The organism is Thauera phenylacetica B4P (genome assembly GCF_000310225.1).
GTDB lineage: Bacteria > Pseudomonadota > Gammaproteobacteria > Burkholderiales > Rhodocyclaceae > Thauera > Thauera phenylacetica.
The window spans coordinates 1-13376 of record NZ_AMXF01000034.1 but is presented as its reverse complement, the minus strand read 5'-3'; the positions used below and the strand labels follow the sequence as shown (position 1 = coordinate 13376).

6 protein-coding genes are annotated in these 13376 nt (G+C 60.5%); 2 read left to right on the top strand and 4 right to left on the bottom strand.

The window, feature by feature from the left end:
• Nucleotides 1-19 precede the first annotated feature (19 nt).
• From C667_RS07110 to C667_RS07095, 4 genes are all read right to left on the bottom strand, one after another.
• Nucleotides 20-2809: a DUF8741 domain-containing protein gene (locus tag C667_RS07110; RefSeq protein WP_004359432.1), complete on the bottom strand. Its 2790-nt coding sequence runs from the start codon at nucleotides 2807-2809 to the stop codon at nucleotides 20-22.
• 6 nt (nucleotides 2810-2815) lie between these two features.
• The gene (locus tag C667_RS07105; protein ID WP_004359430.1) at nucleotides 2816-8089 is read right to left on the bottom strand and encodes a DEAD/DEAH box helicase family protein; all 5274 of its coding nucleotides are present in this window, start codon (nucleotides 8087-8089) and stop codon (nucleotides 2816-2818) included.
• 9 nt (nucleotides 8090-8098) lie between these two features.
• A complete protein-coding gene (locus tag C667_RS07100; RefSeq protein ID WP_004359429.1) occupies nucleotides 8099-9199 on the bottom strand; it encodes a Fic family protein in 1101 nt (366 codons plus the stop codon).
• Nucleotides 9200-9550: 351 nt separating this feature from the next.
• Nucleotides 9551-10762, bottom strand: coding sequence for a tyrosine-type recombinase/integrase (locus C667_RS07095; protein WP_004359427.1), 1212 nt, complete (start codon nucleotides 10760-10762; stop codon nucleotides 9551-9553).
• A gap of 450 nt (nucleotides 10763-11212) precedes the next feature.
• Here C667_RS07095 and C667_RS07090 point away from each other — a divergent pair, with 450 nt between their 5' ends.
• The gene (locus tag C667_RS07090; RefSeq protein WP_004359426.1) at nucleotides 11213-11425 is read left to right on the top strand and encodes a helix-turn-helix transcriptional regulator; all 213 of its coding nucleotides are present in this window, start codon (nucleotides 11213-11215) and stop codon (nucleotides 11423-11425) included.
• A gap of 35 nt (nucleotides 11426-11460) precedes the next feature.
• Nucleotides 11461-12333: a plasmid replication initiator TrfA gene (trfA, locus tag C667_RS24890; protein WP_211207672.1), complete on the top strand. Its 873-nt coding sequence runs from the start codon at nucleotides 11461-11463 to the stop codon at nucleotides 12331-12333.
• Nucleotides 12334-13376: the final 1043 nt, after the last annotated feature.

Genomic DNA, 13376 nt, shown 5'->3' with positions numbered 1-13376 from the left:
TTCTTCTCCAGGCCAAGGCTTATAACGAGTCAGGCAGCAGCACGTACACGCCCATCACATCCACCGGCAGGCAGGGGCTGACGCTGTACTGGCCGACGTCACGGGTGGCCTCGCGCACGCGCTGATGGTCGGCCAGCAGGGCATCAGCCCGCTGTTGGGCCACCGCTTGCAGTTGCTGCGGGTGCGCGGCGAGGAAGTCGAGCGCGGTGCGGATTTCGCGCTGTGCTGCCTCTGGCGGTAGGTTGCCGCTGGGCGTGCATTCCAGCAGGCGGCTCACGCCGTCGTCGGCCAGCCATTGCGGGGCGTTGCGGCCCTGCACGGCCAGCGCCACGGTTTCCTCTGCCATCATCTGGAAGGGTTCGCGACGGCGCACGTAGCTGAGCTGGTGGCGCAGGCGCAGCAGGTAGAGGGTGGTGACGACCTCCACGTCATTGGTAAGAGTGGCAGCGCAACGGGCGGCCAGCGGGCGTTCGCCGCCGAGTGCATCTTCCAGCAGGTGCTGGGCGAGCAGGCCGACCAGCGGGTGACTGCGGTGCAGTTCGCTGAAGTCGATGATCTGGGGTTTGTCTATGCCTTCATCGGCCAAGCGTTGGCGCAGGGCTTCGGGCAGGTGCTGCGGCAAGAAGCGTGCGGTCTGCTTGCGGCCGATTTCCAGCGGCGCCCCCAGCCGCACGCAAGCGCTTTGCAGGAAGCGCTGCACGTCAGCCTGGGTGCCCAGGGCCTGCTGCTGCTTGTGCCATTCGGGTAGAACGTCGTCGGGCCGGATGCGGCGCTGGGCGAACACGGTGCGATTGGCCTTGGCTTTTTCCAGCGCGTCGCGCCATTGGGCTTGCAGAGGAGCGAGCAATTGCTCCGGCTCACCGAAGTCGAACGCGACCTGCGGCGATGAGGTGCGACTGTCGCTGCGTTTCATCAATGCCGCCTTGACCAGGGCCTGATTGATGCGGGCTTCGTCCTCGGGCATGGGAACGAGCACGCCGAGCTCCTTCTGAATGGCCTCGCCCTTCTTGAGGATGACGTTGAGCACGAAGCCATCCACCGGGTTGTCTTGCCCGTAGAGCATGGTGCAGCGCACTTCATCAGCCTGCTGACCGAAACGATCGACGCGGCCTTCGCGCTGTTCGTGGCGAGTGGGGTTCCAGGCCAGGTCGTAGTGGACGACAGCGGTGAACAGATGTTGCAGGTTGATGCCTTCGGAGAGGCAGTCGGTGGCGACCAGGATGCGTTGCTCGGCATCCTCCATGTCGTCCACGCGCTCGCGGCGTTCTTCGGGGGTGAGTTCGCCGGTGACAGCATCGACGGTGGCCTTGGGGAAAGCGGCCTTGAGGTGTTCGGCCACGTAATGGGCGGTGGCGATGTAGCGGCAGAACACCACCGGGTGGTAGCCCTCCTTTACCAGCAGGCCGATATGCCGGATGAGCGCGGCCAGCTTGGGATCACCGGCCTTGCCGGAAAGACGTTGCGCGTCGGCGATCAGGGCTTGCAGGCGCGGCGCAGCGTCCTGCACCTGGGCTGGCGGCTCCAGATCACTGCCGGAGAGATCATCGGCCTCGCCATCATGCAAGCGTTCATCACTGAGGAGGGTGTCGTCAGGCAGGGTTCCTTCCAGCCTCGTGGTCAGAGCCTTGACGGCGGCAGCGGGCGACGACGCCACGCAGCGCAGTAATGCCAGGGTGGCGTACCAGATGAGGCGCGCGCCGCCTTGCTGTTCTTGCTGCTCAACGGTTTCAGCCAGTTCGCGGCAGTAATCCTGCACGGCGTCGAAGAACGCGCCCCATTCGCCGCTGAGCTGGTAGGTGAGCTCGGTTTTCATGCGACGGGGAAAACCTCGTCCGTCATGGGTCTCGGCCTGCCATTCAACGATATCCTTGCGACGGCGCTGGACGAAGTGGCGGGCCAATTCCTGACGCAGCGGGTCGGAGGCCGTCATGCGGCCTTGTAATGCGGCAAAACGTGTATCGAGCAGCGACAGCAAGTTGTAGAAGGCGGTTTCGTCACCGGAGTGGGGTGTGGCGGTCAGCAGGATCAAATGTCGCTGCGCGTCACGGGCAAGGCGTTGCAGCAGCTCGAAGCGCAATTGCTTGCCTGCGCCGCTGCTGGCGCAGGTGTGAGCCTCGTCAACGATGATGCATTCGGGGGCGGTGGCGAGAAACTGTTCGCGGTGGCGTTCGCTCTTGATGTAGTCCAGGCTGACGACCACCACGGGATGATGGTCGAACAGGCGCACACCATGCGGAAGATCACGTTCGATGCGGGAGGCCGAAGCCGAAGTCAACGCCACGGCCTGAAGGTTGAAGCGGGTTTCCAACTCACTTTGCCATTGCTCGACAAGGTGTGGCGGGCAGAGGATGGCCAGGCGGGCGATTTCGCCACGGTCCATGAGCTCGCGTGCGATCAGGCCGGCTTCGATGGTCTTGCCGATGCCTACGTCATCAGCAATCAGTAGGCGCACAGTGGACAGGCGAAGCGCCATCAGCAGCGGCACAAGCTGATAGCCGCGAGGCTCCACGGCGATATTGCCAAAAGAGCGGAACGGGCCGGCGCCGGCGCGCAGGGTCAGGCGCAAGGCATCGCGCAGCAACAGCGCGGCGGCGTGGTTGCCGGCGCGTGCGGGATCGGGCCAGTCGAAGGTGGCAGGTTCGACGGGATGCAGTTCCAACTCGGGGATCAAGGCGATGCTTTCGTCATCGGCACCGCTCAATGGGCGCAGGCGCAGCCAGTCGCGGCGGGAGTCGCTTTGCACCACCCATTCGCGGCCTCGGGCGCGCACCAGGTTGCCGGGCAGAAAGTCGTGTTCGAGGATCGTCATGCGCCTTTATTCCTTGGAACCGAACACATCGGCGTGCGCGGCGAATTGTTGTGACCAACGTGAAGCGTCCGAAAAATCGAGCACCTGCCAGCCTTTGTCCTGCAATACGTTGGCGGTCTGCTCATCCACCGCTGACAGAAACACCAAAGCACGAGATGCCTTGTACTGGGCCGCTGCGGTGGCTGCGCCATTGTTGACGGACACGTTGACCGCATCAGGTTGTATAGCCCCTGCCTGGCGGAGCGCGGACAGCCAAGCATCAAGTGGCTCGTCAGCTGAAGTCGTCGAGGCAACGGTGGCCGGGCTGCTCGTTACGGGCTGTACCTGGGCATTGGCCAGCGCGACCAGCAGCTTGAGCGCATCCGCATTGCGGCGGTTGATGTGTTCGTGGTCCGGCTGGTTGAAGTAGGACAGCAGGCACTGGTAGCAGCCGGCTTCACACTGATGATTGCCAAGTGCATCGGTCTGTTCCAGCGACGGCAGATCGTCCAGCGTCCAAATGCCGCTCTGCGGTTTGCGATAGTGAATCAGTTGCAGGGCATTGCTGGCTACGAGTGCAAGGTCGTCGCGATTGTTTGCCAGACGCGTGAGCACACCCGCACCGCCTTCCGCCGCTTCGTAAAACAGCAAGGCGCGGCGCTCGTCGGACTTTGGCAGTGGCTCGACCACCAGTTCGGATTCCTCGATCTGGAAGGTCATTTCGATGCCGCGCTTGAGCGCGGCCTGCAATGTCGCCATGGCCTCCAGAGGCAAGGCATGTACGGGAGCGAAGATCAGCAGATTGCGATGATCTTCCACAAAAGGAACGATGCGCTGGTTGGGCACCTTCTCCAGCAAAGCATCGTCGCCGCCCTTGTCCTCCTCCGCATCCGGTGCGTCCTGCTTGCTCCAGGTGCCCGTGATGGGGTTGATGTAGAAACCCAGTTGCTCCTTGTCCTTGCGCCTGCGCCAGCCGCGGTTGATGCGCCAGATTTGCGCAGCGGGCGCGTAGGTGAGCTCGCCCAGCACGTCCTCGCCTTGTTGAATCGTGGCCTTCTGCTGCTGGATACGGCCATCGGGGCCGGGCAGGAAGCGGTAGGTGGTTTGCAGCTCGAAGCCCTGACGCTGGCGCTCCTCGTCGTTGATGGAGATGCGCTCGGTGGCCACGGTCTCCACGGTTTCGATGCGGTAGAGCTCGCGCACCCAATCGTGCTCGGTGAGCAAGGCGTCGCAGTTCTCGCAGCGATTGACCAGCGGCTGTTCGCCGCCCGGCTCGCCGAGATGGCCGTAGCCGCATTGGCTGCACACCAACGAGGCAATGGTGGCCAACTGGCTGTTGCCGGAAATGTGGTCTGTATTGCCTACGTTGAGTTTGGCACGCACCACGCGGTACATGCGGCCCTGGTGATAAATGAGGCTGCGGGGGCCGAATTCGGACAGGGCCAGGAAGCGCGGCCGGCTGACCATGCTGCCTTCGTCATCCTTGCCATTGACGGCCTGGCCGCCACGGGCGGGAATCCAGGCCATCAGCGGCAGGCGCGGGAAGTTGTAGCCGGGCAGGAAGCCTTGGCTGGCCAAGTAGCGATAGGTGTAGAAGTCGTTGTTCTGGCCGTTGCCGGACTTGAGCAACACGGCGTACTGGCGCGCGGCGTCGCCGTAGCGGCGCTGGGCATTTTGGCGCTCAGTGTGCGAGGCGGTATGGCTCTTGACGATGCGATCAGCCATATCCATCTGTTGGCGGGTGGCATCGAACAGCACGCGCCAGCGCTCCAGCGCCCCAGAGAACGCTTGCGCCGCATTGTCGATGACCTGGCGCACATAGTCAGGAGTGAACCAGGCGCTGCCTTCAAGCTCGCCCTCAAGCTGGTCGATGACCCGTCCGGCACTGGCCAAAGCCCGGTGCTGGACAGCCTGCGCCCGGAGCGCTTCGTGCAAGGGCTGTTTCAGTGGTTTGCCGGACTGTTCAAGATCCAGCATGGGCGCAATGCTGTCGTCCAGCGGCACCTGGGTGCTGGCCAGCCAGACCGCTTGCAGATGGCTGTCGATGAGATCGCGGTTGCTCAGGTCGAGGGTTGGCGCTCGCACTACGCCATGCACCATTTGCTCGGCATTGTGGAAGAACCACTGGTCATGCGGACTGAGTGCCGCGCAGTAGGTGATGACTAGCGCCTGCTGACCCGAGCGACCCGCACGGCCGCTGCGCTGGGCGTAGTTGGCGGGGGTCGGCGGCACATTGCGCAGGTACACGGTGTTGAGCGCGGAGATATCCACGCCAAGCTCCATCGTGGGGGAGCAGAACATCACCGGCAGACGTTCCAACGGCGCTTCGTGGGCCGGGTTCTGCGCCCAATCCTGCCTGTCTTTTTCGGTGTAGCGAAAACGCTGCTCCAGCAGTTGCCGGCGTGGCGCATCCACCTGCGCCGTGTGTTCCTGGGCCTCGAAGTCGAACAGCGGATGCGAGGGCCGACGCAGCAGGTCGGCAATGCCGAGATACAGGGTGCGGAAATACTGGTTGATTCGATTACTATCAGTTTGCGGCTGATCGGCAATCAGGCACCAGTCCAGAGCAGCCGCGTTCAGGCGCCAGCCTGCGAGCTGGGCGTCGATAGGTTGGCGCTGTACATAGCCATAGTCCTTGGCGGACTCCAGCAGCGCTTCGATCAGCTTAGCCCACTCGACATCTTTCCACTGCGCGACCTCGCCGGCGCAGGCGCTGTTGCGCCAGAAGGCGGCCGTCTTTATTTGCCGTAGCAGACGGGAGCGTGGACCACCTGTCACCAAGTCGGTGCGCGGCTTGCCCTTGTATTCCGGGCGCTTGCCGAGGATGAGATAGCGGCCGGTATCGAGTTTCTCGTCGGGAGCGAAGGCCCAACGTTCATTCAGGTAGGTGTGGGCACTGGTGCGTGCCTTGTCCTGCTCGACCGGGTCGAGGTAACGACTTTCCAGGCACAGATGGCGGCGCAAGGCGTCGAACAGTAGTTCGAACAAAACTGTCCGCTGCACTGCCGTCAATTTGGTCAAGGTGCTGTTTGCAGCAAAGATGCTGGCGTCAGCGCAAAAGGCATCTAGGTCTCGATACCGAATCTGCAACAGGCCGAGTTGATCCAGATTCGGATTATTGAAGCGCCAGCCACGCCGCAGATCACGCAGTAGCCGGTAGGCGATGATGAAGCGCAATGTGCGTTGCGCTTCTTGTCGGGCCAGTCCCATGAGCTTGGGGGTGCGCAGATACTCCACCAAGGTCGCTTCATCGACCCCTTGAAAGCCGAGGGCCTTGAATACGCTTTCGGCCAAGTGTTCTTCATCGAGTTGGCCGCCGCTGCCCTGTAGTGCGCCGATCAAGCCGGCACGCGGCGTCAGCAGGAAAATGAAGTCGTTGAAATGCCCCGCCTGCAGAGCGGCATCCTGGCGGTTGTCGGTAAACCCAAGCAACTTGCGTGGGTCAGGCTGCCCTGGCGCAGGTTCGGAAAGTGCGAACAATTGCTGCAAGGCCGCCAGGGCAATCATGGTAGTGGCCGAAGAGCGGCCTTCGCCGGACAGGCTGGAGAGGCGGTTGGCATCCTTGCCGTGGGCTTCGTGTGTCGTACCGCAGTTCAGGCAGAAGCGGAACTTTCCCGGAATGAACCAGAACTCCGCCCCCGAGCCCGTTTGCCCTTTGGCATCGACCGTGACTATATAGGGAACGGCATTCTTGTAGGCTGGCTTGATTTTGGGTTCGCTACGGCTGAGGTCGATCCAGGTTTCCGGCAGGTCTTCGAGCAGGCCACCGTATTGCTGCCCGGGCACCAGAGGACACAGGAAGCCATAACTGGCGTCGTCTTCTGCCGCGATATCGTCGATTTCACGTGAGCTGAAGCTGACCGGTTGCTGTGCGTGCCAGACAGGTAGGTATTCCTGGCCGCAATCGCGGCAGAAGTGAGTCGGGTAAAGCAGCACATTCTCTTGCTGTCGCCCCGGCGCGAAACGCTGAGCATCGAGCGTGACATGGCGCTTACCTCGCGCCTCCAGCGTGGTGAGTACCTTGCCGGGACCGCTGATGAACTGGTGCAGCTTGAACGCGAAAGGCGGCCTGCCCTGGGGCGTGCGCACATCATGGGCAGCCACTAGAAAGCGCTGCAGGGCGGTGCGAGCGGCTTCAGGCTGGCAACCCGCGTCTTCGGCGAGACGGCGGCTGGCCTCTTCCAACATCATGGGGCTCGCCCGCCTGGGAGGCTCGTCGGCAGGTAGTTCGATACCCAGGTTCAACTCCACCCAGATGGATAACGGATCATTGCGAAAGGCGTCGAAGTCAGCCCAGATATCCTGCTTTCGCGTAATGGCCGCCGGTAGTTCTGTGCGGATGGCGTTGACGTCCTTGAGCGGGTTGGTGACGCGCTCCAAGGTCTCGCCGATGACGTCATGCTCGCTGATCTGGGTGCCGAAAAGTTTGCTAGCCACGTCGGCTACCACGCGGTTGCGGTCGGCTTGGCTACCTGTGCTGGACATGGTGGCCGACGTGCCGATGCAGACCAGTTGCTCGGCTTTCAAGCGCTCTCGCAGGCGCCGCACTAGCAAGGCAACGTCCGCCCCTTGACGGCCACGATAGGTATGCAACTCATCCAGCACCAGGAACTCAAGTCCCTCGCAGTGTTCCACCACACGCCGATCCACTTCGTCGAAGCGCGTGAGGATGTACTCCAGCATCATGAAGTTAGTGAGCAGGATATCGGGCGGGTCATCCGCGATGGCGCTGCGTTCCGCCTTGCTTTCCTGGCCGGTGTAGCGCTTGACGGTGAAGGGACGACGCTCTGGCGCATAGCCATGCAGAAACTTGTCGAGTTCTTCCAGCTGGCTGTTGGCCAGAGCATTCATCGGATAGATGACAATGGCCCTGGTACGTGCTTTGCCATCGGATTGCTTGGCCTTGAGAATGCGGTCGATGATCGGGATGAAAAAGGACAGGGACTTCCCCGACCCCGTTCCGGTCGTGACCACATAGCTTTGGCGTTCCTGGCCTTTGGCCAAGGCTTCCATCTGGTGCTTGTAAAGATGCAGGGGTTCTGGCGAACCTTCAGACTTCCCGACCTGGAAGATCTCTGCGCAGGCAGCGTGCAAGACCCCCTGCGCCGCCAGGTTCTGCACCGTGCCCTGGCGTTGGTAATTCGGGTTGATCTGCACCAGCGGCTCAGGCCAATAGCGACCTTGCGCATATTGATGTTCGACCTCGGCTTGGATATCAGGCGCAGCGATGCGAACGAAACTGCGGGAAAAGCTTCCGTATCGTTCGATGAGCTGGTCGCGGAATTGGAAAACGTTATCCATGGAGAGTCCTCACTGATCCATCTTGTGGCCAATCGCCAGAACCGCTGTACTACCGGAGGTGCCTGCTGTGATGCGCTTCCATTTCGCACCTCGCCCCTTGCCAGTCGATTCGATCAACCCCTCTGATTTCATCGCTCGCAGCACTAGTCGAACCATGTCCCGGCTCACGCCCGGGCAGGCTTCTTCAATCTCGGAAATCGAGAACGGCAGGGTGCGCCCCAGAACTTCCGTCCGCACTCGGTCGCCTTTGCTGCCACGTCCCCGTTCGATGGTGCCGACACGCTCCTCGAACTCACGGTAGGCCCGTAGTAAGGCACCCCAGAAGTAGTCGAGCCAGGGCTTTACGTCGTGCTGCCCCTGGTGCCAGCCCTGCGAGCTGGCTTCCAGCGTCTCGTAATAACCTTCCTTGGTTTCCTCGAAGATGCGTTCCAAACTGATGTAGCGACCCACGGCATAGTCGAAGTGGTAGAGCAGCAGCAGGGTCAGCAAACGGGACATGCGACCGTTGCCGTCCGGGAAGGGGTGGATGCACAGGAAGTCGAGCATCGCCAGCGGCACCAGTACGAGGGGGTCGGCCAGGTGCTGATCCAGCGCGGTGGCGTAGCGCCCGGCCAGATCGGTCATAGCCATGGGTGTGAGGTGCGCAGCGACCGGCTGGAAGCGTAGACGTGACGTGCCGTCCGGGTTACGTTCGATGATGTCGTTATTGGTAGCCTTCCAGCGCCCACCCGCCTGCGGCATATAGCGGTACAGCAAGGTGTGGAGTTGCAGCACTACGCCCTCGCTGAAGGGCATGTGCGCGGCCGATTCGTGGATCAGCGCCAGGGCGTCACGGTAGCCGGCGATCTCCTGTTCGGAGCGGCTCTTTGGTGATGCGTTGCGGATGACCAGAGACTTCAGGCGCGAAGGCGCTACGACAACACCTTCCAGTCGGTTGGACGACTCGGTGGACTCCACCACCGCGATCTGGCGTAGACCCTTGAGGGCTTCGGGCGACTGTGCGGCGTAGAGTTGCTGCTTACCTTGGTACTCGCCCAGTGTGCGCAATGTGGCGGCCTGAGTGCCATCGAAGCGAAGCGCAGCAAGGTACTCGGGTGTGAGCGAGTGCATGGAAATGTAAGCCTAGGCTGTGTAAATGGGGTAATCATAGCCTTTAAATGGGGCATTGTCTCCAGAAATGCCTCATTAACAGTGTTTGACTACCCCATTTCCTGAACATTGGACACGTCGCGAGGGGCTGGCATGGCCGACCAAGAAGGAAATGAGCGACATGAGCCTCAAAAGGGGCAATCAATTCAAAATCACCCCATTTATTCCATTGTTTACCCCATTCCCAGCACCCAGCCTTGAGCAAAGGCAAATGGCAAGGGAACGGCACTCAAGGGACAACGGCCCTATCCAGAAAAGGAAAAGGCCGCCCACCCTTGCTCACTCGCTCTGTAACAACCGGCCAAATCGTCTCTATGCGGTGCCGCTGCCCTCCGCAGCACTCAGGTAGTCCGCCCAGTCCTGCAACAGCGTCCTTCTCTGATCCAGCAGCAGCGCCTTGTTGTAGGTCGCCCGAACCTTGTTGCTTTCCACGTGGGCCAGCTGCCGCTCGATTGCATCAGGCCGGTATCCGTTCTCATTGGCCCAGGTCGAAAAGGTTGTCCGCCAGCAATGCGGCGTCGTGCCCCGGCCCAGGTTCATGTCACGCATTGCGTAGGTGAGCCGGTTGGGCGTGGTGAAGCCCTTGCCGCTCCGGTGTGGGAACAGATAGCGGCCACCGCCCGTGATGCACTGCAAATCCTTCAGCACGGCAATGGCCTGCACCGACAACGGGCTGACATGGTCGCGCCGCGCTTTCATCTTCGCCGCAGGCCGACGCCACAGTGCATCCTCAAAGTCGAACTCGTCCCACTCGGCATCCGCCGCTTCCCCTGGACGGCAGGCGGTCAGCGCAATCAACCGCAGACACAACGAAGTTTCCGGATAGCCCCGGTAGCCGCGCAACTCCTGATAGAACCTCTGGATTTGCTCTCGCGTCATCGCCGCCTTGCTCTCGCTGAACGGCACGCGCAGCAGCCCGCGCAGGCTGGGGATCGGATTGGCCTCGACCAGACCCCGCACCACCGCAAACTCGAAGATCGCCGACAGATCGCCTTTGACATGGATGGCCGCCCAGGCCCCGTGAGACTTGCATTCCTCCAGTAACGGACGGATCTGCTTGACGCCAATGTCGCTCATCGGCATCCCGTCGAACTTGGGTGACAGGTACTTCCTGATGCGGGACTCTTTCGTCCGATAGGAACTCTGTGCGAAGACTGGCTTGATCTCGGCCAGGTACGCTTTCGCCACCTTGGCGAACGAGCTTTCACGGGCGCGCTTGCGTTCTTCCAGCGCTTCCAGATTGCGCTGCTTGACCTGCTTCCGCTCATGGGCAGGGTGGATGCCTTGCTTGACCAGGGCCCGCGCTTTCTCGCGAGCAGCACGCGCCTCTGCAAGGCTTACTTGGGGAAAACCGCCAATGGCAAAGAGGTTCTCCTTGCCTTGCAGGCGGTACTTCCACCGCCAGAGCTTGCCGCCGGCGGGCTTGACCAGCAGGAACAAGCCCCCGCCGTCTGAAAGTTTCCAATCTCGATCAGTCGATTTGGCCGACCTGACCTTGAGGTCGGTGAGTAGGTTTTCGGGCATCGTTGGACTCCACTGCGGGGAAAGTACCCCCACGGTTGAACACGAGTACCCCCAACGCTACCCCCGAATTCTTCAGACCTCGATGAACAATAGGAACGCTCAGCAGACCGTATTGTTTCTGCAACCCATTGATTTAAAAAGGGTCAATCCGTCCACCAAGCGCTACTGAACGCCACCGAGATCCAGCAAAATTCGTTAGACGTTAAACCAAAAATCTGGCCGCAAAGCGTGTATGGAAGCGGCATTGTCTCTGGTATCACTCATCTTGTAGTCACTTCCATATACACTTTAGCCGCTGCTACCCAGAGCGAGGCCCGCGCATCGCTTGCCTGTCCCGCATCGCTGCCGTCGGATTCTTTGCTGCAAAAATTCCCTTCTGGGAATCCGTGACCGTGACCGGCCCGCCGTCTGAAACTGCCTGCATCGACTCGAAATGCAGGGGTAAAGACGATGAAGATTTTACGCAAGAAGGCCGTCTGCGAGAAGCTGGGCGGCATTAGTGAAGTGACCCTCTGGCGCACTTGCCGCGCTGATCCGACATTCCCGGTATCCATCCAGATCAACAAAGGCGTAGTCGGCTGGCTTGAGCACGAGATTGATGCGTGGCTCGAACAGAAGGCCGCTGCCGCCCGCGCTGCCAGCAACAACGCTGTCTATCCCTGATCGCCGCGATTCCGCAGGCCAGAAGGCAGGGGTCGATGATGCGCAGCCTAGGAAAAGCCGCAGCTCTTGATGGACAGGTTGATCGACTGCGTCGTTCGGCTTACCTCAGCAATAGAGGCATCTCTCCAACTGGGCAGTTCCAACTCGACCTGATCTTTCCGGACTCAATGGAAAACAGAGATGACCTGCGGCACATCCCCAATGACTACGCAAGATCATCTCTGTTTACTGTTGGCAACAAGCGAGTGCCGCGCCGGGCGTTCATGCACGAAACACTATTCCATTACAACGAGCACATTTCAATTCTCTACACAGGCATAGAACTCCGCGCAGAAGATGACGAACTCGTGTGGCTGCAAATCCTGAACTATGCCCAAAAGGTGGCGCTCGGCGAGCCATTCGAATTTTCCGTCAAAAACTTGGTGGCGGATGTCGGTTGGCACAAAAATGGCCGCTATTACGATAAGGCCCGTGAGTGCATCAGCCGTCTGAAGGCCAGTGAAGTTCTGGCACTCAACAATAAAGCGTACGGAAAGAGCGGTGCGATTTCGCTCATCCAGAACTACACAGTGCTCAACGACGAACACGGCAAGCCGACCCACTATCGAGTCTGGATGAATCCCAACTTAATTTATTTGTTCGCCGGGAATACGTTTACCAGCCATTCCTGGACTGCCTACCGGGGCTTGTCGCCGGTCGCGAGGCGCTTGGCAGACTACATTGAAAGCCACAAGCATCCGTACCCCTTAGCTCTAACAAGGTTTCGCGCCATGTGCGGGTCAAACAACAAAGACATTGCCGATTGGCGACGAACCGTAAGAAAGGCATGCGCTGAGGTGCAAGCCGCCCAGATTGCCACGATAGCCTTCGTGTCCGGCGATGACCACATCTGCTGTGGAGACGGGTGATCTAAAAAAGCAGCTTGACCCCTGCGTACAGGCCCGCAATTGCGGGCTTTATTGTGTCCAGAGATTTTTCCTCAGAGTGGTGACTCGAAGTTATCCACAGAAACAACGTTTGGATGCCATTTCTCGTGACAGATGACCCATGCAGCGTGACAGATGACCCATGTCGGTTTTGCAGTTCATGGGTCATCTGTCACGGTTTCGAGCTGATTACCCAGCGATCTTGCGGCTCTTGATGGGGCGTCTGTGGATAACTGCTCGACCGCCATCAGCATGTCTGAAAAAACGTGGATTTTCGTGACAGATGACCCATGAAATTTTGGGCCGGCAGAAATTTTGAAACTCAAAAGCGTGACAAATGACCCATAAGAGCGTGACAGATGACCCATGAAAACGTGACAGATGGCCCATCTCACACAGATCAAATGTCATCGCAACCTATTGTTTTAAATGCAAATTTAACTTCACCAGCAAAGCCACTAACCTTCTTTTTAACCATTTCTTTAACCAAAAGAAGCCTTCGCTCCCTCCGGTCGCTGCGCGTCCGCCCGTGGATAACGGCAAGCCGTTACCCACCGGCCTCCTTGCGGCTACTCGTCATTCAAAGAATGACAGGGGCTACTTGGCGTTGGCTGTTTCCAATCTGCCTCCGGCGGCCCTGCCGGGGGCCACTCGCCGCCGTGAGGCTCGGGGAGCAGGGGTGGCGGGCTGCGCCCTTCGTTCCTGCTCCCACTCGCACAGGCTGTCCGCTACGATTCAGCGTCAAGGGGCCGTGTCCTCGCTTCGCTGCGGGCCGCACCAACCCCTTGACCCTGCCCCTGCGCGGGAATCCTTCAGCAAACACCCAGAATCGCTCTGTGCGGCGTTTTCTCGTGGCGGGCCATGCTCCCCCCTATTGCCTGCACGTAATGGCTCACTACAGGCTGTTTCTGGCTATTTTTCAGCCGAGCCGGTCGGCAAGGCGTAACCGTTCACTGAGCGGCGTTCTTTCCCCGCCCGCGCCCACGCGGAACAATCCCTCCCACTTTCACGAGGGAGGAGTCGGC

Excerpts from the sequence above, each read along its gene's own strand:
- C667_RS07110 (WP_004359432.1), bottom strand. The coding sequence starts at position 2,809 with ATGACGATCCTCGAACACGACTTTCTGCCCGGCAACCTGGTGCGCGCC.
- C667_RS07105 (WP_004359430.1), bottom strand. The coding sequence starts at position 8,089 with ATGGATAACGTTTTCCAATTCCGCGACCAGCTCATCGAACGATACGGA.
- C667_RS07100 (WP_004359429.1), bottom strand. The coding sequence starts at position 9,199 with ATGCACTCGCTCACACCCGAGTACCTTGCTGCGCTTCGCTTCGATGGC.
- C667_RS07095 (WP_004359427.1), bottom strand. The coding sequence starts at position 10,762 with ATGCCCGAAAACCTACTCACCGACCTCAAGGTCAGGTCGGCCAAATCG.
- trfA (WP_211207672.1), top strand. The coding sequence starts at position 11,461 with ATGATGCGCAGCCTAGGAAAAGCCGCAGCTCTTGATGGACAGGTTGAT.
- C667_RS07090 (WP_004359426.1), top strand. The coding sequence starts at position 11,213 with ATGAAGATTTTACGCAAGAAGGCCGTCTGCGAGAAGCTGGGCGGCATT.